General features: G+C 32.2%; 21 protein-coding genes and 1 riboswitch. Of the genes, 20 read left to right on the plus strand and 1 reads right to left on the minus strand.

All coding sequences use genetic code 11. The features are described 5' to 3' along the window. The first annotated feature begins 50 nt into the window (after positions 1 to 50). The 7 genes from CLMAG_RS23255 to CLMAG_RS23285 all read left to right on the plus strand — a co-directional run bounded on the left by CLMAG_RS23255 (position 51) and on the right by CLMAG_RS23285 (position 5,863). Positions 51 to 263: a 4Fe-4S dicluster domain-containing protein gene (locus CLMAG_RS23255; RefSeq protein WP_066628221.1), complete on the plus strand. Its 213-nt coding sequence runs from the start codon at positions 51 to 53 to the stop codon at positions 261 to 263. A gap of 12 nt (positions 264 to 275) precedes the next feature. Next, positions 276 to 1,346 (plus strand): 3-methyl-2-oxobutanoate dehydrogenase subunit VorB, encoded by a 1,071-nt coding sequence (locus CLMAG_RS23260; protein WP_066628224.1) that lies wholly within the window; start codon positions 276 to 278, stop codon positions 1,344 to 1,346. Then, on the plus strand, positions 1,346 to 2,095 hold the full coding sequence (locus CLMAG_RS23265; protein ID WP_066628234.1) for a thiamine pyrophosphate-dependent enzyme: 750 nt from the start codon (positions 1,346 to 1,348) through the stop codon (positions 2,093 to 2,095). The genes CLMAG_RS23260 and CLMAG_RS23265 overlap by 1 nt, the downstream gene beginning before the upstream one ends. Position 2,096: 1 nt before the next feature. Continuing rightward, positions 2,097 to 2,627, plus strand: coding sequence for a 2-oxoacid:acceptor oxidoreductase family protein (locus tag CLMAG_RS23270; protein WP_066628236.1), 531 nt, complete (start codon positions 2,097 to 2,099; stop codon positions 2,625 to 2,627). Positions 2,628 to 2,868: 241 nt separating this feature from the next. Continuing rightward, on the plus strand, positions 2,869 to 3,795 hold the full coding sequence (gene ptb, locus CLMAG_RS23275) for a phosphate butyryltransferase (RefSeq protein ID WP_066628238.1): 927 nt from the start codon (positions 2,869 to 2,871) through the stop codon (positions 3,793 to 3,795). A 310-nt stretch (positions 3,796 to 4,105) separates the two neighbouring features. Then, positions 4,106 to 5,176 (plus strand): butyrate kinase, encoded by a 1,071-nt coding sequence (gene buk, locus CLMAG_RS23280; protein WP_066628241.1) that lies wholly within the window; start codon positions 4,106 to 4,108, stop codon positions 5,174 to 5,176. Between the two features lie 276 nt (positions 5,177 to 5,452). Further along, complete coding sequence (locus CLMAG_RS23285) at positions 5,453 to 5,863, plus strand: hypothetical protein (RefSeq protein WP_066628244.1); 411 nt, start codon at positions 5,453 to 5,455, stop codon at positions 5,861 to 5,863. 334 nt (positions 5,864 to 6,197) lie between these two features. Here the strand turns inward: CLMAG_RS23285 and CLMAG_RS23290 are convergent, their stop codons facing one another. Further along, positions 6,198 to 8,267, minus strand: a complete 2,070-nt coding sequence (locus CLMAG_RS23290) for a thiamine pyrophosphate-binding protein (protein ID WP_066628247.1) — start codon at positions 8,265 to 8,267, stop codon at positions 6,198 to 6,200. Positions 8,268 to 8,479: 212 nt separating this feature from the next. Then, a riboswitch (cyclic di-GMP riboswitch) is annotated at positions 8,480 to 8,569 on the minus strand. Positions 8,570 to 8,944: 375 nt separating this feature from the next. Between CLMAG_RS23290 and hcp the strand changes: the two genes are divergently transcribed. The 13 genes from hcp to rpiB all read left to right on the plus strand — a co-directional run bounded on the left by hcp (position 8,945) and on the right by rpiB (position 23,325). Further along, complete coding sequence (hcp, locus tag CLMAG_RS23295) at positions 8,945 to 10,663, plus strand: hydroxylamine reductase (protein WP_066628250.1); 1,719 nt, start codon at positions 8,945 to 8,947, stop codon at positions 10,661 to 10,663. A 180-nt stretch (positions 10,664 to 10,843) separates the two neighbouring features. Further along, on the plus strand, positions 10,844 to 11,284 hold the full coding sequence (locus CLMAG_RS23300) for a spore coat protein (protein ID WP_066628409.1): 441 nt from the start codon (positions 10,844 to 10,846) through the stop codon (positions 11,282 to 11,284). A 264-nt stretch (positions 11,285 to 11,548) separates the two neighbouring features. Beyond that, positions 11,549 to 14,461, plus strand: a complete 2,913-nt coding sequence (locus CLMAG_RS23305; RefSeq protein WP_066628253.1) for a sigma 54-interacting transcriptional regulator — start codon at positions 11,549 to 11,551, stop codon at positions 14,459 to 14,461. Positions 14,462 to 14,643: 182 nt separating this feature from the next. Further along, positions 14,644 to 15,105, plus strand: coding sequence for a PTS sugar transporter subunit IIA (locus tag CLMAG_RS23310; RefSeq protein WP_066628255.1), 462 nt, complete (start codon positions 14,644 to 14,646; stop codon positions 15,103 to 15,105). Between the two features lie 55 nt (positions 15,106 to 15,160). Further along, a complete protein-coding gene (locus CLMAG_RS23315) occupies positions 15,161 to 15,451 on the plus strand; it encodes a PTS sugar transporter subunit IIB (protein WP_066628257.1) in 291 nt (96 codons plus the stop codon). A gap of 88 nt (positions 15,452 to 15,539) precedes the next feature. Next, positions 15,540 to 16,802: a PTS galactitol transporter subunit IIC gene (locus CLMAG_RS23320; RefSeq protein ID WP_066628259.1), complete on the plus strand. Its 1,263-nt coding sequence runs from the start codon at positions 15,540 to 15,542 to the stop codon at positions 16,800 to 16,802. Positions 16,803 to 17,048: 246 nt separating this feature from the next. After that, a complete protein-coding gene (locus CLMAG_RS23325) occupies positions 17,049 to 18,569 on the plus strand; it encodes a phosphohexomutase domain-containing protein (protein ID WP_066628262.1) in 1,521 nt (506 codons plus the stop codon). 185 nt (positions 18,570 to 18,754) lie between these two features. Next, the gene (locus CLMAG_RS23330) at positions 18,755 to 19,231 is read left to right on the plus strand and encodes a PTS sugar transporter subunit IIA (RefSeq protein WP_066628264.1); all 477 of its coding nucleotides are present in this window, start codon (positions 18,755 to 18,757) and stop codon (positions 19,229 to 19,231) included. A gap of 141 nt (positions 19,232 to 19,372) precedes the next feature. Continuing rightward, positions 19,373 to 20,404, plus strand: a complete 1,032-nt coding sequence (locus CLMAG_RS23335; protein ID WP_066628266.1) for a zinc-binding dehydrogenase — start codon at positions 19,373 to 19,375, stop codon at positions 20,402 to 20,404. 24 nt (positions 20,405 to 20,428) lie between these two features. After that, the gene (locus tag CLMAG_RS23340) at positions 20,429 to 21,250 is read left to right on the plus strand and encodes a transketolase (RefSeq protein WP_066628268.1); all 822 of its coding nucleotides are present in this window, start codon (positions 20,429 to 20,431) and stop codon (positions 21,248 to 21,250) included. After that, on the plus strand, positions 21,250 to 22,167 hold the full coding sequence (locus CLMAG_RS23345; RefSeq protein WP_066628270.1) for a transketolase family protein: 918 nt from the start codon (positions 21,250 to 21,252) through the stop codon (positions 22,165 to 22,167). The genes CLMAG_RS23340 and CLMAG_RS23345 overlap by 1 nt, the downstream gene beginning before the upstream one ends. Before the next feature lie 31 nt (positions 22,168 to 22,198). Beyond that, positions 22,199 to 22,858, plus strand: a complete 660-nt coding sequence (rpe, locus tag CLMAG_RS23350) for a ribulose-phosphate 3-epimerase (RefSeq protein WP_066628273.1) — start codon at positions 22,199 to 22,201, stop codon at positions 22,856 to 22,858. A 14-nt stretch (positions 22,859 to 22,872) separates the two neighbouring features. After that, the gene (gene rpiB, locus CLMAG_RS23355) at positions 22,873 to 23,325 is read left to right on the plus strand and encodes a ribose 5-phosphate isomerase B (RefSeq protein WP_201787670.1); all 453 of its coding nucleotides are present in this window, start codon (positions 22,873 to 22,875) and stop codon (positions 23,323 to 23,325) included. The last annotated feature ends 18 nt before the right edge of the window (positions 23,326 to 23,343 follow it).

Genomic DNA, 23,343 nt, shown 5'->3' on the forward strand with positions numbered 1-23,343 from the left:
CTTTATTAAAAGAACTTATAAATCAGCAATACTTGAGGAGGGAATTTCTTATGCCAAAAGTAAGTTTTAGGGAAGACCGATGTAAAGGTTGTGGACTTTGTATAACTGTATGTCCTAAAAAAATAATAAATTTTGTAGATAAACTTAATGCAAAAGGATATCATTCAGCTAATGTTCCAGTTAATAAGATGGAAGAATGCGTAGGGTGTGCAGCTTGTGGAAGAATATGCCCAGATTGTGTAATAACAGTTGAAAAAGAGTAAGGGGGATGTATTATGGCAAAGAAGGTATTAATGAAGGGTAGTGAAGCCATAGGAGAGGCAGCCATTAGAGCAAATTGTAAAGCATTCTTTGGTTATCCAATTACCCCTCAAACTGAAGTTGCAGCTTATATGGCAAGGAAAATGCCTAAAATGGGAAGAATATTTATCCAAGCCGAAAGTGAAGTTGCTGCTATAAACATGGTTTATGGTGCAGCAGGAACTGGAGTAAGATGCATGACATCATCAAGTTCACCAGGAATAAGCTTAAAAGCAGAGGGGATTTCATATATTGCAGCTGCAGAGTTGCCTTGTGTTATTATAAATATAGTTAGAGGAGGCCCAGGTCTTGGAAGTATACAACCAGCTCAATCAGACTACTTCCAAGCTACAAAAGGTGGAGGACATGGGGATTTTAACATGCCAGTATTTGCTCCAGCATCGGTACAAGAAATGGTTGATTTAATACAAGATGCTTTTGATGTAGCTGATATTTATAGAACTCCTTGTATGGTAATGGGAGACGGAATGTTAGGACAGATGATGGAGCCAGTCCAGTTTAAAGAAAGAGAGCAAAAACAGCTTCCAGAGAAAACATGGGCAGCTACTGGACTAAAAGGAAGAAAAGAGCATAATGTTATAAACTCATTATATTTAGAACCAGATCAATTAGAAAAGCATAATATACACCTTCAAGAAAAATATGCTGATATCAAAGCAAAGGAAGCAAGATATGAATTATTCAATTGTGAAGCAGAGCGCGATTTAATACTAGTTGCATATGGAACTACAGCAAGAATATGTGAAAACGTTATCAAAACGGCAGGAAAAGAAGGAATAAAATTAGGATTAGTTAGACCAATAACCTTATGGCCATTCCCAGTAGAAGCCTTTGAAATTATTATTGATAGGGCAAAACATGGTTTACTTTCAGTAGAAATGAATTGCGGACAAATGGTTGAGGACGTTAGACTTGTCACAAAGGGAAGAAAGCCAGTCTATTTCTATGGTAGATCTGGTGGTATGGTTCCTGATCCTACAGATGTATTAAATAAAGTTAAGTTGATAGTAGGAGGTGCAAAATAATGGCTATAATATATGAAAAACCAAAGGCATTATTAGATGTACCTACACATTATTGCCCGGGATGTACTCATGGTGTAATTCATAAATTAGTTGCTGAAGCTATAGATGAATTTGGGATATTAGATAAAACTATAGGAGTAATACCGGTTGGATGTTCTGTTTTAGCATATAAATATTTTGCCTGTGATATGTTTGGATCTGCACATGGGAGAGCGCCAGCAGTTGCTACAGGTATAAAGAGAACAAATCCTGATAAAGTAGTATTCACCTATCAAGGAGATGGTGACCTTGCAGCAATAGGTACTGCTGAAATAGTTCACGCAGCAGCAAGAGGAGAAAATATCACTTCAGTATTTGTGAATAACTGTATTTATGGTATGACTGGTGGACAAATGGCTCCAACCACATTACCAGGCCAAGTAACTGAAACTTCACCATATGGAAGGGATGTAAAGCAAGCCGGGTATCCAATAAGAATTTCTGAAATGATTTCAACTCTAGATGGTTCATGTTATGTAGAGAGAGTTTCCGTAGATACAGTTCCTAATATATTAAAAGCTAAGAAAGCCATAAAGAAGGCTTTCCAAAATCAGTTAGAAGGAAAGGGCTTCTCTATGATAGAAGTTTTATCAATTTGTCCAACTAACTGGGGGTTAAATCCTTCAGAAGCAATGCAATGGTTGAGAGATAATATGATACCTTACTACCCTCTTGGAGTTAAGAAGGATACAACTGAGGAGGTGAAATAAAATGGTATCTGAGCAAATAATTTTTGCAGGCTTTGGAGGGCAAGGTATATTATCTATTGGTAAGTTTCTTGCTTATGCAGGAATGGATGCTAATTTAAACGTTTCGTGGTTACCTTCATACGGTCCGGAAATGAGGGGAGGTACAGCAAACTGTTCAGTTATATTAACTGATGAAAGCATAGGCTCGCCAATAGTTACAAAAGCTGATAGTTTAGTTGTAATGAACAGACCTTCTTTAGATAAATTTGAAGATTCAGTTGCTTCAAATGGCGTTATAATAATAGACTCAGATTTAGTAGATAGAATGCCTAGAAGAACAGATGTAGATGTTATAGCAATTCCTGCTCAAACCATTGCAGAAAGATTAGGAAGTAAAAAAATTGCTAACATGGTTCTTTTAGGAGCACTTGTTAAGAAGACAGGAATAGTTTCAGTAAAAGCATTAATTAACTCATTAAAGATTCACGGAAAAGAGGAATTTTTTGAAATAAATAAGAAAGCTGTTGAAAAAGGCGTAGAGTGTATAAAGTAGAATATTCAAGTTTCATTCGCAGCTCTAAAATTCAGATGGGGTAAAAGAATCCCCATTTGAATTAAGATTTTGCTTCAAGCACATATTTTTTACTTAAAATATGCTTATCGTAAATAAAAAGGTCAAATATTAAAATATAGGCGTTGATAAATAGGGCTAACTAATTTGCATATTAATGAAGAAACTAGAGAACGGTTAGTCTTTATTCAAGTTCAAGGTTTACGAAGCGGAGGTGGTATTAATGATTAAGAATTTTGAAGAGGTATTACAAAAGGTTAAACATCAAAAGATAAAAAAATTAGCAGTAGCTGTTGCACAGGATAGGCATGTTCTTGAAGCAATAAAAGATGCAGATGAACAAGGAATAGCACAGGCCATATTGGTAGGGGATAGGGTTAAAATTGCTGCTATTGCAGAGCAGTTATATATGGACTTAACTAGATTTGAACTTGTAGATGAAGCTGATAACAATAAGGCTGCTTTAAAAGCTGTTGAATTAGCAGTCTTAGGTAAAGCTGATATGGTAATGAAAGGGCTTATTGATACTGCAAGCTTCCTAAGGGCAGTATTAAATAAGGAAAATGGGTTAAGAACTGGGAAGCTAATGTCTCATGTGGCTGTATTTGAAATAAATAATTTTGATAGATTAATATTTCTAACTGATGGAGCATTTAATATGTATCCTGAGCTTAAGGATAAAATAGATATTGTTAATAATGCAGTAGTGGTTGCAAAAGCTGTTGGAGTAGAAAATCCTAAAGTTGCACCTGTATGTGCTGTAGAAGTTGTGAATCCAAGTATGCCAGCTACAGTTGATGCCGCCATCCTTTCAAAGATGAATGATAGGGGACAGATAAAAGGATGTATAATTGATGGTCCTTTGGCATTAGACAATGCCATATCAGAAGAGGCTGCTGCTCATAAAGGGGTAAAGGGCCCTGTGGCTGGTAAAGCAGATATATTATTGGTACCAAATATTGAGGCTGGAAACATAATGTATAAGACATTGACCTATACTTCAAATTGTAAAAATGGCGGACTTCTTATTGGAACATCTGCACCGGTTGTTCTAACTTCAAGAAGTGACAGTCATGAATCAAAAATGTATTCAATAGCTTTAGCAGCTTTAGTTGCTGATGAAATAAGGACATTCAAGTCCGAAACTTAACTTATACTCCATGATATATTTCCATGTTTCGACACGTTAAATATTTTAAATTAATCTAAAGCTCGAATTCTAGAAAAATCTAAGAAGCCTAGCTAAACTCGTACCTCAGACATAGCTAAGCTTCTAAGATTTTTTTAGAATCCTCGCTAAGATTAATAAAAAATATTTAAATGTATCTCAACATTGGAAATATATCATTACGTATAAATTAAGTTTCTAGTTTAGATATCTATATATAAGTAAAAGTGGATAGAGCTATAGATGCTATAGAATCAGTACATAACATTTCTAGTATTGAGGAGGTAATACTATGCCTTATAAATTGCTAGTAATTAATCCTGGTTCTACATCAACTAAGATAGGTGTATATGAAGATGAGAAAGAACTTTTAGAGGAAACCTTAAGGCATTCCTATGAAGAGATAGAGAAATATGCTACCATATATGATGAATATGAATTTAGAAAGAGTACCATACTACAAGTTTTAAAAAATAAGAACTTTGATATAAATTCGCTAGATGCAGTAGTTGGGAGAGGTGGATTGTTAAAACCAATAATAAGTGGTACCTATGTTGTAAATAAAGTAATGCTTAATGATTTGAGAGCAGGAATACAGGGACAGCATGCAGCAAACCTTGGTGGAATAATAGCATATGAAATAGGAGAATCTTTAAACCTACCTGCATTTATAGTAGATCCAGTTGTTGTAGACGAAATAGAGGAGGTTGCAAGGGTATCAGGTGTACCAGAGATACAAAGAAGAAGTATATTCCACGCACTTAATCAAAAGGCTGTTGCAAAGAGGTATGCTAAGGAATTAGGAAAAGCCTATCAGGATTTAAATCTTATTGTTGCACATATGGGCGGTGGAGTATCAGTAGGAGCCCATAAGGCCGGAAGAGTTATAGATGTAAATAATGCGTTAGACGGAGAAGGTCCATTCTCAACAGAAAGATCTGGAGGGGTTCCCGTTGGTGATCTTGTAAAGCTGTGCTTCAGCGGGAAATATACTATACTTGATGTTAAAAAGAAAATCACAGGTAAAGGAGGAGTTTTTGCTTATTTAAAAACTAATGATTTTAGAGTAGTAGAAAAAAAGGCATTCGAAGGGGACTCAAATGCAAAATTAGTGCTTGATGCTTTTGTATATCAAATTGCTAAAGAAATAGGTCAGTGTGGAGCAGTTCTTTGCGGTAAAGTAGATGCTATAATACTTACAGGGGGAGTTGCATATAGTAGTCAGGTAACAGGGGCGCTTAAGGAAATGGTATCATTTCTTGGGCCGGTAGTAGTCTATCCTGGAGAGGATGAGTTGTTAGCACTAGCTGAAGGTGGATTGAGAGTATTAATGGGAGAAGAAGAAGCTAGGGAGTATAAGTAAGTTATATTTAAGACGGTAAAAAATAACCGTCTTTTTTATATTTTTTAAATTTCGTGTAACAAAAACAGAAACCACACTAGATGAAATAATCCAGTGTGATTTTTTAACTGCAAAGTAGCTATAAGTTTATGTATTATTAATTTGTATAAATTCATTACTTTCAATACTATTTTGTAGAATTAACTTGAAATTACTGTTATAATATCTATATAAGTTGGAATATTTGACCTTATTTTTAAGGAATGTATTCCATAGTTAAAGGGGGAAATTTTAATTATGGCAATCGCAGAAAAAAAATTCGAAAAATGCTCCTATAAGTTGGAGACAAAACCTAGTAAAAAAATAGTCTATGAAACAATAGAAGGCTTCTGGTCTGATAAAGAGTATTCTGACTATGTAAATTCGTACAAAACTATTATGAAGCAAGATATAGCTAGAATGGGTAACTGGATTAAAGTCATTGACATGACAAATTATAAAACTTCTACAGTGGTAGACTTAATTACTGAACATCTTAAATGGTGTAAAGAGGTTGGATTGCAATACTTAGTATTTATTGCAGATCAAACTATAGTTAAAATGCAAATGAAGAGAAGTACCAAAGAAAAGAATGGTGAAATAGTTGCATCTGAATACTTTTCAACACAATCTGAAGCCGAAGAATTTATCAAATCTATAGGATACTAATATATTATATTCTACAGAGCTTTTTACAATTATACACTTTTTAAACACTAATTTGTATTGTAGTAGCTTTATTACATTGAAAAATATTTATGATGTATTTGATAAGAAAACATATACTTTTAGTATAAAAAGAATCCTCCACATGAGCGTAAGCAGGTGGAGGGTTCAAAATTATGTACTATGATATTGTTAATTTTCTATTTATATTGACGAGATTGACCGGATGACATAAGAAGAAACAGCAATAGAACTCTTGAGAATAAGTGTTATTAGATAATTTAGATTATTATAAAATTACAAACATTGATTGATGAGGAGCTTACGCCCCCATCAATCAATGTTTGCTTAATAATTCTAATCTCCCTAGTGGCATATCTGAAGTATCATCTATTATTAATTCAACTACAAGTGGTTTTTCAAATTTGTAATATCTTAAAAACTCTAAATCATGTAAACTCTTAACTTGTACACATTCTATTCCTAATCCCTCAGTTATCTGATGAATATTTATATATTTACTCTTAAAACACTCTGGATGTCTTCCATGAATTACATCATGGCCTATTCTTACATACTCAAGAGCCGAGTTATTTAAAACTATTGTTAAAATAGGTAAGTTATATCTAGTTATTGTAGGCAACTCTCCCATGTAATTCATTAGAAATGAGCCGTCACCAACCAGAGTAACCACTGGTCTTTGTTTATCTATAAAGCTAGCACCTATTGCACCTATTGAAGAACCCATACATGCTCTGAGAGTGTTACAATAAAAATCACCTTTTTGGGGTACTCTTAAGAATTTATAAGAATAATGCATACTTGTACCTATATCACTAATATATATCGTATTATCAGGTAGCAAGTCACCTAATTCTTCATAAACATCTCTTAAACATAATCCTTTTGTCTTTTTAGTTGGTTTATTTAAGTAAGGTTTTTCAAATGTTCTATCTTTTTGTTTAACATTTTCCGTTAGGTAATTTAATACAAATTTTAAATCTGAGATTATGCCAATGTCTGTATTATACCCTTTATTAAAGGCTATAGGATCATTGTCTATTTGTATTAATGTTCTATTCTCTGTTAGACGTTTATCAAAATTTAAAGTGGCCATAGCAGTTAATTGAGTACCTAATGCTATTATTGTATCTATATTCTTATCATTTAGGACTATTTCATTAGCTATATCTGTGCCAACAAATCCAAAGTTTCCTAAACATAAACGATGTTCTTCATTAATTACTCCTTTGCCACCTGTTGTTGTAACTATTTTATAATCTAGTTTTTCAGCTAATGCTATTACTTCCTTTGCTAATCCTCTACAACCACCACCGACTATTATTAAGCCATTTTTACTTTCATCAATAGTTAATACTGTCCTATCAAATTGAGATTCATCATTTGTAATACTTAGTATTGTAGCAACATCTAAGTCTTGTCCTGAGAATTCTTTCTTTAGAATATCTAAAGGTAATCCTATATGAACTGGTCCTTTTGGTGGGGTCATAGCAATTTCTATAGCCTTCTTTAATTCTTTAAGAACATCACTTTCTCTTTTAATTACTTTGTTGTACTTTACAACGTTATCTAATATATTGTGTATTTCAAAGTTATGCATAGCTCCTAATCCTTCTTCAAAGGTATTAACATAGCCACTTAATACTAAAATAGGTGATTTAGACTCCTTAGCTTGAATTATACCATTCAAGGCATTAGGTACTCCTGCTGCTCCAGACATTAAACAAACTCCCAGTTTACCACTTAATTTAGCATAAGTTTCTGCCGCAAAACTAGCACAGCTTTCATTAGATACTCTTATAAACTCTATTTCTTTCATATCTAATAGAGTATCTAGCATAGGACTAAATGTTGAACATGGAATTCCATATATCTCTTTTACTCTATTTTTACCTAAATAGTTAGTTATAACTTCTGCAACTTTAGCGTTAACTTTATCTTCATTAATTTCCTTGTTGAATTCTTTTATTAATTCATGACACTTTTCTTGAACATCTTTAGAGAATTCGTGATTTTTGTAAATATCTGGAATGCAAATTAAACCATTTACAGTTATATTATCTTTATCATAAAGAGGCCATATTATTAAACTCTTTATCCCAAATAATTTGAATGCAGGTGATGCTGCCGGATCAGTCGGAACATCATAAATATAAACTGTTTCACCTTTGACTATCCTTTTTAAAACAATATCAGTATCTATAGTTAGCCAACTTCTGGCTTTAGCATGAGTAGCCTTCCATTGAGCATCTCCTAGCATATCACTTCCCATCATGTAGATTGGATATAAATGATTGTCCTTAAATTGGTGATAATTTATATTTCCAACTCCACAAACCTCATATAATTTATCATATAATTTTTTTACTTTGTTAATACTTATCATAATTTAGCACCTGCTTTCTGAAAATTATTTAAATGTTTTTTAAATGAATAACGGGTAAATATATCCATAGCAACTTAATTTAAGTCATAAGTTTTATTAATTTCTATCATACTGTGTAATATATGATTCTTGTTTTTGGCAATGGGTCAAGCTTGGTTAAGAATAAAGTAAAAAAAACCAGAGCACAAAAAGCCTGGTATAATCCTTTAATAGTGAGCAACCTGGCAGTCATAGAAATATACGATCTCCTTAGACCCATAGCTTTGCGTCCTTATCTTTTAATAAGTTTGCCAAATTATTAATTTTATTAAATCTAACAATATTGCACCCAATTACTAGAACATGTATATTATACCAAAATATTAGGTCAAAGCAAAGGATTAGTTGTAAAACTTAAAATTAATATAAACTATTATGTAAAATATGATCGCACTAGTGTAATGTACTAATTAGGGAATACTGAAAGTTTCAGAAAAGACAAAATCAGCTTGAAGTAAGTTATATTTAAGACGGTGAAAAAATAACCGTCTTTTTTTATATTTTTTAAATTTCGTAACGATTGTTACAGATTTAACCAGGCTATTTTAGTAATATATAACCATAGCAAAGAGCTAACAACAGAAAATAATAAATGAATTATAAATATAAATTAAAGAAATGAAAGGTGGAATTATAAAATGAGTATGTTTTGTTATCAATGTCAAGAAGCCGCAGGTGGCAAAGGTTGTACAGTTAAAGGTGTATGTGGAAAAACAGAAGACTTAGCAAAAGCACAGGACTTATTAATATATATAACAAAAGGAATTTCCGTATACAGTACAAAAGCTAGAGCGTTAGGAGTAATTAATAAAGAAGTAGATAAGTTCATAATGGAAAGCTTATTTGCAACAATAACTAATGCAAACTTTGATAGAAATGTATTTATGGAAAGAGTTAAAAAAGGATTACAACTAAGAGAAGAAGTTAAGAATCAATATGTAAATGCTGGTGGAAAACTTACTGAATCAAAAGAAAACACTTCATGGCTTAAGAAGATATTAGGCTTTGGAGGCATGAAGAAAGAAGAAGAATTAAAATTACCAGAAGCAGCTACTTGGTTTGCAAATAACGCTAATGATTTTAATGCAAAGGCAGCAACAGTTGGTGTACTTGCTACTGAAAATGAAGATGTAAGATCTTTAAGAGAGCTTATAATTTATGGATTAAAGGGACTAGCTGCCTATTTGAAACACTCAAATCATCTAAATTATAATGATGAGAAGATTCATGGATTTATGCAAAAGGCATTAGCAGCAACTCTTGATGACAGCCTAACAGCAGATGATTTAGTAGCTTTAGCACTTGAAGCTGGTAAGTTTGGAGTAGATGGTATGGCACTATTAGATAAGGCTAATACTGAAACTTATGGACATCCAGAGATAACAAAAGTAAATATAGGAGTTAGAAATAACCCTGGTATATTAATAAGCGGACATGACTTAAAGGATATGGAGTGGTTACTTGCACAGACTGAAGGCACTGGAGTAGACGTATATACTCATAGTGAAATGCTTCCAGCAAACTACTATCCAGCATTCAAGAAGTACAAACACTTTGCAGGAAACTACGGAAATGCATGGTGGAAGCAAACTGAAGAATTTGAAAGCTTCAATGGGCCAATACTAATGACTACAAATTGTGTAGTACCTCCTAAAGCTTCTTATAAAGATAGAATGTATACTACAGGTGTTACTGGAGTTCCAGGGGTTAAGCATATACCAGATGGTAAGAATGGTAAAGCTAAAGATTTCTCAGCTATAATTGCCCATGCTAAAAAGTGCAAGGCACCAAAGGAAATTGAAAAGGGAGAAATAATCGGCGGATTTGCTCACAACCAAGTTCTAGCATTAGCTGATAAAGTTGTTGAAGCTGTAAAGAGCGGAGCTATAAAGAGATTCTTCGTTATGGCAGGTTGTGATGGAAGAATGAAGAGCAGAAATTACTACACAGAATTTGCTGAAAAACTTCCAAAGGATGCAGTTATTCTTACTGCTGGATGCGCTAAATATAAATATAATAAGCTAAACTTAGGTGACATTGGAGGAATTCCAAGAGTATTAGATGCTGGACAATGTAATGACTCATATTCACTAGTAGTAATAGCTTTAAAATTAAAAGAAGTATTCGGATTAGATGATGTAAATAAACTTCCTATATCATACAATATAGCTTGGTATGAGCAAAAAGCGGTTATAGTATTGCTTTCATTACTACATCTTGGAGTGAAAAATATTCACTTAGGGCCAACTCTACCAGCATTCTTATCCCCTAATGTAGCTAAGGTTTTAGTAGAGAATTTTGGAATTGGTGGAATAACAAACGTAGATGATGATATAAAGATGTTCATGGGTCAATAATTAATATAAAATTATGTGTTGTAAAGAGGCTTATATCTATTAATTTAGGTATAAGCTTCTTTATATTTAAATGAATAAGAGTAATTGTTTAGGGAAAAACTGTAATAGAACATATATTTATTAAAAAAATAAAGTCGGAGGTGTATTACTGTGCAATTTAATTTATCACAAAAAGAAAGAATGTTATTAGAAGATCAAAAAAGTCATGAGCAGCTTTGTATAGACAAATACACTAATTATGCAAGTCAAGCTAAAGATCCTCAATTAAAACAATTATTTACTAATCATGCATCAATTGAACAACAACATTTAAATAGTATAAACCAACTATTAAGCGGTCAGATACCTCAAATGGGTCAGCAGCAAAATAGTAATCAAAATCAGCAACAAACTGTGAATAGCAATCAAAGTGCAGGTATGTGTGGAGCAAATGATGCTGAATTATGCAAAGACCTATTAATGACAGAGAAATATGTTTCAGGCGCCTATAATACAACTATATTTGAGTGTAGAGATACTAATGTACGTGATGTGCTAAATCACATACAAAAGGAAGAACAAAAACACGGAGAAGCAATATATAAATATATGGAAAGTAAAGGAATGTACAACGTTCAGTAGTTTTACATAAATAGTAAGCTTAAAGGGTAGAAGAATTTTTCTTCTACCCTTTAAGCTTACTATTTATGAAATCCTATGTTGATAAATAAGATTAAAAGTTTACAGAACAATATATTCATGGTATATTTTGTTTTGCAAATATTCTACATAAGATTGAAATATTAAAGTAACAATAACAAAATAAGCAGTATTCATTACAAACTAAAACAAGATATGCCACTCTGTGGCATGATATTTGCTAACATATTATAGTAGGTGAGGCTTATGAATAAAATAAAAGAAATAATTGAAAAGGAAGACAAAAAGAATCCTTATACTGATGATGAAATTAGTAAGATGTTAAGCATAACTAGAGGAGAGGTGATTAATTTAAGAAAATTATTAGAGGTTGGGGATTCAAGAGATCGAAGAAAAGACCTATTACAAGATGAAATTGTGAAAATATTAACAGAAAACTCCAAAGTGTCCGAGAGAGGACTAACAGAGGAACTAAATAATAGAGGCTTTAAAGTATCTAGAAATATTGTGTCTAGATTTTTGAAAGAAGTAAATATAGAAAATTTTAATAATGATGAATCTGAAGAGAATATCGAAGAAGAACATAGTGAAGAAAGTTCTGTAAAGCATGAAGCTTTTGATATTCTTATTGGGGCTAAGGGAAGCTTGAGACCTAAAATAGAACAATCTAAAGCAGCTATTTTATATCCACCCAATGGATTACACACATTAATTTATGGAGAAACTGGAGTAGGAAAAAGCGAATTAGTAGAATGTATGTATAAATTTGCAGTAGAGTCAGGAGTAAAAGTTAAAGATTCACCCTTTGTTGTATTTAACTGTGCAGATTATGCTGAGAATTCAAATCTTTTGCTAGCACAGTTATTTGGATATGTAAAAGGTGCATATACTGGTGCAGATATTAATAAGGAAGGATTAGTTGAAAAAGCTAATAATGGCATACTTTTTTTAGATGAGATACACAGATTACCACCAGAAGGACAAGAAATATTATTTTCTTTAATTGATAGAGGAAAATTTCGAAGACTTGGTGAGACTCAGAATACAAGGTCTGCAAATGTAATGCTAATATCCGCAACAACGGAATCACCAGAATCAAGTTTATTGTTGACTTTCAGAAGAAGAATACCTATGCTGATTGAATTACCATCACTAAAGGAAAGACCTCTTTCAGAAAGATATGAAATAATTAGAAACTTCTTTTCAAAAGAAGCTTCAAGAATTAACAGAAGTATTGTTGTAAAATCTGAAGTTGTAAAAAGCCTAATGCTATATAATTGCATAGGTAATATAGGTCAACTTAGAAGTGATATTCAAGTTGCTTGTGCAAGAAGCTTTTTAAATACTATGTATAAGAAAAATAAAAATGCAATTATTGATGTTTTGGATCTTCCTAATCATGTTACAAATGAACTTCTTAAGATTAAAAAAAGAGGTCCGGATATGGAGGAGTACATTGGTAGTGATCTAGTAGTAAATCCTGACGACATTAATGAAGAAATTTATAAAGAAGATAGATATATGATTCCAAATAAGATATATCAGTTTATTGAAAAAAAGTTTGTTGACCTAGAAAAAAAAGGTCTAAAAAAGGATGAAATAAATAATATCATTGGTGAAAAAGTAGAAATAGAACTGAAAAAATTTGCTAAGAGTTTTCAAATTAACAGTTATATGTCCAAGAAAGATTTAGAGGGTGTAGTAGAGGATAAGGTTATAACAACTGTTGAAAGATCCTTGATGATTGCAAAGGAGAATTTAGAAAATATTCAAGAAAATCTTTTTTATTCTTTAGCAATTCATTTAAATGAAGCTTATAACAGAATAAAAAATGGAAAAATAATAGTTAACCCTCAATTAGAAAAGATAATTAAAAACTATAAAGTTGAATATGAGATTGCTGAATTAATCGCAACTCAAATAAGTATTGATTTAGAAATTGCAATACCCAAGGATGAAATAGGATTTATAGCTATGTATTTGAAAGCTTTTCGTAGGGACAATTACAGCAATAAAGGAAGAGTTAGGGTAATTATACTCACCCATGGACATGTTGCTTGCGGAATAGCAGAAGTGGCCAATAAGCTTTTAGGTGTTGATAATGCAGTAGGTATTGAGATGTCTTTAGACGAAAGTCCTGAATCAGCTTTGGAAAGAACATTAGAATTGGTAGTGAAAACCGATGAAGGAAAAGGTTGTATTCTATTAATAGATATGGGGTCGTTAATTACATTTGGAGAAATTATTACTAAAAGAACAGGCATTTTAACTAAAACTATTGGTAGAGTTGATACTGTATTAGCTTTAGAGGTAGTGAGAAGAGCTTGTATTGGAGAACATAGTTTAGATGAAATAATATCAGCAGTATCCGAAAATAGAAATTATGTTGGAAAAATGCATGGTACAAATTATGTTAAAAAACTACCTAAAACAATAATAACTGTTTGTATAACAGGAGAAGGTACAGCATTAAATATAAAAAAGTATATAGAAGATTTAATTCCAGAGATAGAAAATGAAGTTAATATAATACCACTAGGAATAATAAATAGACATAATATTACAGAGGAAATTCGCAAATTAAGTGAAGAGAATAATATAGAAGCTATAGTAGGAACAATTAATGTCAACGTAAATGATATTCCATTCATATCTTTTGAAGATGTTATAAAAGGATCTGGCATAAATCGTATAAAGGATATATTAGGAATTGTAGATAGAGCTTCTAATCCTTTAGAAGAGATAGTGGATGAAGATTTAATATTATGTGATTTAAAAGCAACTTCAAAAAATGAAGTTATAGATATACTAGTAAATATGTTAAAAAACAAGGAATTGGTAGATGACCAATTTATGCTAAGTGTTTATAAAAGAGAAACAATGGGTGGAACGCTTCTATATGAGCAAATAGCAATACCGCATGGATTCCCACAGCATGTAAATAAATCATCAATAGCTATTGCAAAGCTTAAAGAACCTATTGAATGGGAAATTGGAAAGAAAACAGACTTAATAATTTTAATTGCCATGAAAGAAAGCGGAAAGAATAACTTAGTTCATTTATTTAGAAGACTTTCAGATGAAGAAGTAAGAAAACTTATAAGAAAATCAAATACTAGAAAAGAAATATCAGAAATTATATTGAATAGAACAAATTAAGCCAAATGTTTGGCATGGCGATTGCTATATAAACTCAGTATAAAAGATAAAACAAATCTTAAAGCTTATAGTTGTGATAAATATACCCTTATTATATATAAAAATTATTTATCACAAAAACAAATCAAGCCAAATGTTTGGCATGAAAAATGCTATAAATATAAGGGAAAGGAGGATAAGTTGTGAAAACTATTGATTTCATTAAAAATGGAATTATTTTAACAAATCTAAAGGCTAGCAGTAAGGAAGAAGTTTTTCAGATACTTCATGATAAGCTTTACAAAAGAGGGAATGTAAAAGAAAGCTTCTATAAAGGGTTAGTTGAAAGGGAAAAGAAATTTCCAACAGGGATATTGTTGAAAAGTTATAATATTGCGATCCCACATACAGATCCTGAACACGTTATTAATCCATCTATTGCAATTGCCACATTACAAGAACCTGTTGTATTTCAATGTATGGATGATGAAAATAAGTCAGTGGATGTAAAAATGGTGTTTATGTTAGCACTAAATGAGGCCCATTCCCACATAGAGATATTACAAAAAATAATCTTACTGATACAAAATGACCTATTATTAGAGAATCTATTAAAATCTCAAAATAAAGAAGAATTTGTTCAAAAGATAGCCCAAGGCCAATAAAGTTTTATTTATATATTAAATTAATAATAAAAAATAAATTAAATGAGGTGTAATTATGGAAAAAAGAAAAGTTATTTTAGTTGCTTGTGGAGCAGGAATTGCTACATCCACTGTTGTATGTGAAAGAGTTGAAAAATTAGTAAAAGACAATAAAATTAATGCTCAAGTTATACAATGTAAGATTGCAGAAGTTGCATCAAGAGAAAGTGAAGCGGATTTAATTGTATCTACAACTATATTGCCAAAGCAGTATGCTATACCAGCTCTTAAGGCTATGCCATATATAACTGGTATGGGAGCAGAAAAATTAGATCAGGAAATAATTAATATTCTAAAAGGAAATTAAAAAACTGTTTTCTATTAAATTAGTGAGAGTATGATAGCACTTTGTCAATTTATAAACGATAAGATAAAAATTAAAGGGGGATTTTATAATGACACTATTAGGTATTATTCAATATATTCTTGGACTAGGACCAACTGTTATGCTTCCTTTATCTATCACTATAATTGGATTAATCTTTGGACAAGGTTTTAAAAAGGCATTTAAGTCTGGTATTACTATAGGTATAGGTTTCGTGGGAATCAATCTAGTAATAGGATTACTTGTAAACAGCTTAGGACCAGCAGCACAGGCAATGGTAACTAGATTTGGATTACATCTAACAGTAATAGATGGTGGATGGCCATCAGCGGCGGCAGCAACTTGGGCATCTCCAGTAGCAACAATTATAATACCCTTAGCATTAGTAGTTAATCTTATTATGATAGCTACAAAAACTACTAAAACAATGAATATAGATATTTGGAATTACTGGCATTTTGCAGCAGCAGGAGCAACAATTTATGTATTAACTCATGGAAATTGGATATTATCAATAGCAGCTGCTGTAATCTATGAAATAGTAGTTCTTAAGGTAGCAGATTGGACAGCTCCAATGGTTCAGGAGTTTTATGGGTTAGATGGTATATCTCTACCTACAGGGTCTACAGCATCCTTTGCACCTCTAGGAATTTTAATAGGAAAAGGAGTTAGCAAAATTCCTGGAATTAAAAATTTACATGCTGATCCAGATACTATTCAGAAAAGAATGGGAATATTCGGAGAACCTATGATGATGGGGGTAGTACTAGGAGCAGTTTTAGGTATACTAGCAGGTTATGATTTAGGCAAAGTACTTCAAATTGGTATGTCAATGGGCGGTGTTATGTTACTTCTTCCACGTATGGTTAAGATAATAATGGAAGGGTTAATACCTGTCTCAGAGTCAGTTAGAGAGTTTTTACAGAAGAGATTTGCAGGCAGAGAACTTCATATAGGTTTGGATGCTGCGTTATCAGTTGGACATCCAGCAGTAATGGCTACAGCTTTAATATTAGTACCTATAACTATTTTACTAGCAATAATATTACCAGGAAATAGGGTTTTGCCTTTTGGTGATCTTGCATCAATACCATTCTTTATAGCATTTATTGTTGGAGCGTCAAGAGGAAACATAGTACACTCAGTAATAACAGGAACAATATTAATGGCACTATCCTTATATATGGCTACAGACTTTGCAGGAGTTTATACTCAAATGATACAACAAGCTCACTTCCAAATGCCAGAAGGAGCATCACAAATGACAAACTTTGATACAGGTGGTAACTTATTTAATTGGATAGTATTAAAATTAGGTGAATTAATTTCTTAATATTATGAAAATCAAAAGTTTGCCAGGGAAAATTAAACTTATATCTGTATGAATTTTAGAATAAAGAGCTGTTGCACTAAGAAATTAGTACAGCAGCTTTTTTACTTGTAAAAAAATACGATTGTTCATAATGGCATATTTTGTTTCAATATAAGCCAGTGTAATCGTAAACTTTGATACATTTTAAACCAAAACCTTGGCATGAAAAATGCTTTATATGTAGATATAAGTGAATGGAGGGATAAAATGATAAAACAATTATACAAACTACAAAATAGCACAGATATAAGAGGAATTGCAATCGACTATCCTGAGAAGCAAGTCAACTTAACAAATGAATGCATAAAGCTTATAGCTTATGGATTTGTTAGATGGTTAGAAGGCAAAAAAAGTATGAACCGCAGCAGTTTAAAGATAGCTATTGGAACAGATTCTAGATTATCCGGACCGAAGCTTAAATATTCTATTATACAGGAATTAAGTAACTTAGGCTGCAAGGTATATGATTGTGGAATGTGTACAACTCCAGCAATGTTTATGACTACTATACTGGAGGATTACAAATGTGATGGAGCCATAATGATAACAGCTAGTCATCTTCCTTATTACTATAATGGGTTAAAATTTTTTACAAAAGAAGGTGGATGTGAGAAAGAAGATATAAGAAGCATCATTAATATAGCATCAACAGAAGAATATAGTTATGAAGCTGATAAAGGACCAGTTTTCAAAGTTGATTTTATTAGGGAATATTCAAGATTATTAGTTAATATGATCCGTGAAGGTGTTTCCTCTAAAGAAAATTATGATGAACCCTTATCAGGATTCAAGATTGTTGTTGACGCTGGTAACGGAGCAGGAGGATTTTTCGCAAATAAAGTTTTAGCTGTTTTGGGGGCAGATGTTACTGGAAGCCAATTTATTGAGCCAGATGGCAGGTTTCCAAATCATATTCCAAACCCTGAAAATAAAGAAGCTATGAATGCTATAAGAACTGCGGTACTGAAAAATTATGCGGATCTAGGAATAATTTTCGATGCTGATGTAGATAGGGCTGCGATTGTAGATTCCAAGGGTACAGAAATAAATAAAAATGCACTTATAGCTGTTATTTCTTCAATAGTTTTACAAGAACACCCTAAGTCAATAATTGTTACAGATTCAGTAACTTCTACAGGCTTGGGCGAATTTATTAGCAAATTAGGAGGAACACATCATAGGTTCAAAAGAGGATATAAAAACGTCATAAATGAAGCTATAAGACTTAATAATGAAGGAAAAGAATGTGATTTAGCTATAGAAACATCTGGACATGCAGCATTAAAGGAAAATTACTTTTTAGATGATGGTGCATACTTAATAGCCAAGATACTAATAAAAATGGCAAAGTTAAATTTAGAAAATAAAAAAATCCAGAATTTAATAGAGGACTTAAAAATTCCTTATGAAAGTTTAGATTTTAGAATTGATATTAAAGATGAAAACTTTAAGGAATATGGGGCAGATATAATAAAAGAATTGGAATATTGTGTACAGGGAATTGAAGGATGGAGCTTAGTGCCTAATAATTATGAAGGTATTAGAGTATCCTGTGATAAATCTAATGGAGATGGCTGGTTTTTATTAAGGCTATCATTACATGAACCTATTTTGGCTTTAAATATAGAATCAGATTCAGCTAATGGTGTTAAAAAAATTACAGATAAATTGGTGCCATTTTTCAGTAAATACAATGGGTTAGATATAAATAAATTAATACTGAATTAATTTATTTATAAAACACAAAAGGAGCCAGGAGTTTGGCATGAAAAATGCTATAGGATATTACAAGATAAATTAAAAATAAATGCTATAAATTTTAATGAAAATATTTTTATAAAGTAGAACAAAAGAAACCAAAGGTTTGGCACAGAAAATGCTTTATGTATTGATAAGAAGAAGGGGGTGAGTTCATGGGACTTACAGAATTAATTAAGAATGGAGTTGTCATAACTAATTTAGAAGGTGACTGCAAGGAAGAAGTTTTCAAAGGTCTTTATAATGAACTTTACAAACAAGGAAAGGTAAAAGAGAGTTTTTATGAAGGATTAATAAAAAGAGAAGAGGTTTTTCCAACAGGATTATTATTGACTAAACATAATGTAGCAATCCCGCATACCGATGTTGAACATGTAAATAGTTCTTGCATAGCGGTGGCAACATTAAAAAATCCAGTAACATTTCAGTGTATGGAGGATTCAGATAAATCTTTGGAAATAAGAATAGTGTTTATGTTAGCAATGGCAGAAGCACATAGTCATATTGAAATGCTTCAGAAATTAATAATGCTGATACAAAATGAAGTGGTTTTAGAAAATATCTTAAGAGCACAAAATAAAAATGAAGTTATAGAACAAATAAATCAAGTTTATGAAAGTTTAAGCGTGTAAAACAGGATAAATGGATTGGAACTATTTGTGGTCAAAAGATAATCCATGGAACAGTGAAGGTTTACGACTATGCATGAAAATTATAATGATAAATAATAAAAACTTTAAGTCGAAATAAATTTAATTAAGGAGTGATAGTTAATGAAGGCATTAGTTAAAACAGGAAAAGGCTATGGAAATATGGAGCTTTTAGATATTAAAGAACCTACTATAAATGATGATCAAGTTAAAATTAAAGTTGAGTATTCAGGTATTTGTGGATCAGATATCCATTCCTATAAAGGTGAATACAATAATTTAAGACCACCTCTTGTATTAGGCCATGAGTTTTCAGGCATAGTAACAGAGATAGGAAAGAATGTAACAGGTATTCAAGTAGGAGATAGGGTAACAAGCGAAACTACCTTTGAAATATGTGGTAAATGTCATTACTGTAAAACAGGAGATTATAATCTATGCTCAACCAGAAAGGGTATTGGAACTCAGATAGATGGAAGCTTTGCTGAATACGTTGTAGCTAGAAAAGAAAGTGTACATGTTCTACCTAAAAATGTTGATTTGCTTTCAGCTGCACTAACAGAGCCTTTAGCATGCTGTACTCACCCAGCTATAGAAAAGACAAATATAGAAGTTGGAGAATATGTATTAATTTTTGGACCAGGACCAATAGGTCTTTTATTAGCTCAAGTTGCTAGAGCTAAGGGAGCATATATTATTTTAGCAGGAACAGCTAAAGATGTAGAGAGAATGAAACTTGGTAAAGAACTTGGAATAGAGCGTACTATAAACATTCAAGAAGAAAATATTGAAGAGGTTATCAAAGAGTTAACAAATGGATATGGTGTAGATAAGGTATTTGATTGTTCAGGATCAATTCATGCAGTAAACTCAGGACTTAATTTATTAAAGAAAAAGGGTACTTTAGTTCAAGTTGGAATATTTGCCAAATCAGTTAATGAGCTAGATCAAGAAAAGATAATTCAAAAAGAACTTATTTATGTTGGAAGCAGAAGTCAAAAACCAACTTCTTGGGATTTAGCTTTATATCTTTTAGACACAGGTAAAGTTAATGCTAAAGCTCTTGTAAGTAAAGTTTATAATCTAGAAGATTGGCAAGAAGCATTTGATAAAGTTATGAGTGGTGAAGAAATAAAAGTTGTGATAAAGCCTTAACTAAAAATGGGGAGGGAATAAATTATGAATATAACAGAATTAAAAGAAATAGCTAAAAAGGTCAGAGTAAATATAATAGAAGCGGTAGCGGCAGCAAAGTCAGGGCACCCAGGCGGATCATTATCAGTGGCAGATATACTAACAACGTTATACTTTGAAAAGATGAACATTGATCCTAAAAATCCAAAGTTGGAAGATAGAGATAGATTAGTATTATCAAAAGGACACGTAGCACCTGCTCTTTATGCAGTACTTGCAGAAAGAGGATATTTTCCAAAAGAAAATTTAAAATTACTTAGAAAATTTGATGCAATGCTACAAGGACATCCAGATATGAAATCTACACCAGGTGTTGATATGTCGACAGGTTCTTTAGGACAAGGTTTGTCAGCAGCAAATGGTATGGCGTTATCTGCAAAGCTTGATAAAAAAGATCACAAAATATATGTAATACTTGGTGATGGAGAAGTACAAGAAGGTCAGATTTGGGAAGCAGCAATGAGTGCTTCACATTATAAATTAGATAATATAATAGCAGTTTTAGACTATAATGGACTACAAATTGATGGATCAAATGAAGAAGTTATGAATATAGCTCCTATTGATGCTAAATTTGAAGCTTTTGGATGGCAGGTAATAAAAATAGATGGTCATGATATAGAAGCAATAAGTAATGCTGTAGATGAAGCAAAATTAGTAAAAGAAAAACCAACAGTGATAATAGCCAAAACTGTAAAAGGTAAAGGCGTATCCTTCATGGAAAATCAGGCTGGATGGCATGGTACAGCTCCTAATGAAGAACAAAGAAAAGCAGCTATAGAAGAAATAGAAAGGGGAGAAGCATAATGAATACAGCAACTAGAGAAGCTTATGGACAAGCTTTAGTAGAATTAAGTAAAAATGAAAAAATAGTGGTGCTTGACGCGGATTTAGCAAAAGCTACCAAAACAGCAGATTTTAAAAAGGTGTGTCCAGAAAGATTTTTTGATATGGGAATAGCTGAACAAGATATGATAGGAACAGCAGCAGGACTTGCAGTTAGTGGCAAAGTGCCGTTTGCTAGTACCTTTGCAGTATTTGCAGCTGGAAGAGCTTTTGAGCAAATAAGAAACTCAGTATGTTATCCAAAATTAAATGTAAAAATAGCAGCAACTCATGCAGGTGTAACTGTTGGAGAAGATGGAGGAACCCATCAATCCGTAGAAGATATCTCATTAATGAGAAGTATACCAAACATGGTAGTATTAAATCCGTCAGATGATGTAGAAGCTAAAGCAGCTATATTTGCAGCAGCAGAATATTATGGTCCTGTATATATAAGACTTGGTAGAGCAGCTACACCAACAATTCACGATGAAAATTACAAGTTTGAGATTGGAAAAGGTGAAGTTTTAAAAGAAGGAAAAGATGTTGCGATAATAGCAACCGGTATAATGGTAGCTAAAGCACTTGAAGCGGCAGAAAAGTTAAAATCAGAAGGAATAAATGCATCAGTTGTTAACATTCATACTATAAAGCCAATTGATAAGGAGCTTATAGTTAATGTAGCAAAAGAAACAGGAAAAGTAGTGACGGTAGAAGAGCACAGTGTAATTGGAGGATTAGGATCTGCAATTTGTGAGGTTTTATCACAACAGTTACCTACGAAAGTTAAATTAATAGGACTAAATGATACTTTCGGTCAATCTGGAACACCTAAGGATTTATTAGAGTATTATGGCTTAACAGTAGAAAATATAGTGGAAACAGTGAAGTCCTTTTAAATATAGAGTACCATCTAAGGGAGGAATTAAAATGAGTTTGATTATAGCTCCTTCAATATTGTCAGCGGATGCATGTAATTTAGAAAAAGATATATGTATATTAGAAAAAAGCTCCATAACATCAATTCATATTGATGTTATGGATGGTAATTTTGTTCCCAATATAGCTTTTGGTATTGATCAGATAAAAGCATTAAGAAAAATTACAAATATGGAGCTGGATGTGCACCTTATGGTAAATGATCCAGATAGATATATAGAAAGAATAATTGAGGCAGGGGCTAGCTGTATTACAGTGCATGAAGAAGCTTGTGACCATTTATATAAAACTATAACCTTTATAAAGAGCTTTGGAATAAAGGCAGGAGTTGCATTAAATCCAGCAACTAACATTGATAACTTAAAATATGTATATAAACTATTAAATAAAGTTCTTATTATGACCGTGGAACCAGGATTTGGTGGACAAAAGTTTATACCTCTTATGAAAGAGAAAATTAATGATACCAGACAAATAAAGCAGTTAGGTAAATATGATTTTCAAATACAAGTAGATGGAGGAATAGATTTTGACAATATTATGGAAGTAGTAGCACTAGGTGCTACAGATATTGTTATTGGTTCCTCAGTTTTTAAAGATAGAACTATTGAAAACAACATTAAAAAATTCTATGATTTATTAGACCTGTAAAAAGGATGGTGAATATCATGATATCATTAGGCTGTGACCATGGTGGCTATGAGTTAAAAGAAGCAATCAAAAAGAGTCTTGAAGAAAAAGAAATTGAATATAAAGATCACGGAACTTATTCTAAAGAATCTGTAGATTATCCGCAGTTTGCATTGGCAGTAGCTGAAAGCGTGGCTAAAGGGAAAAGTGAGAGTGGGATTATTTGTTGTGGCACAGGCATAGGAGTTTCAATTGTTGCAAATAAAGTGCCAGGTGTAAGAGCGGCTGTAGTAGGGGATGTTTTTAGTGCGAGAGCTACGAAAGAACATAATAATGCAAATGTGGTTTGTCTAGGGGCGAGAGTAATTGGTGAAGGCTTGGCGCTGTTAATAGTAGAGGAATGGCTAAATGCTGAGTTTCAAGGTGGAAGGCATCAAGATAGAATAGATCTCATAAAGAAAATTGAGGAACAGTACTCTAAAAGATAGTCAAATGTGAGAGAAGGT

The sequence above is a fragment of the Clostridium magnum DSM 2767 genome (assembly GCF_001623875.1).
GTDB lineage: Bacteria > Bacillota > Clostridia > Clostridiales > Clostridiaceae > Clostridium_AM > Clostridium_AM magnum.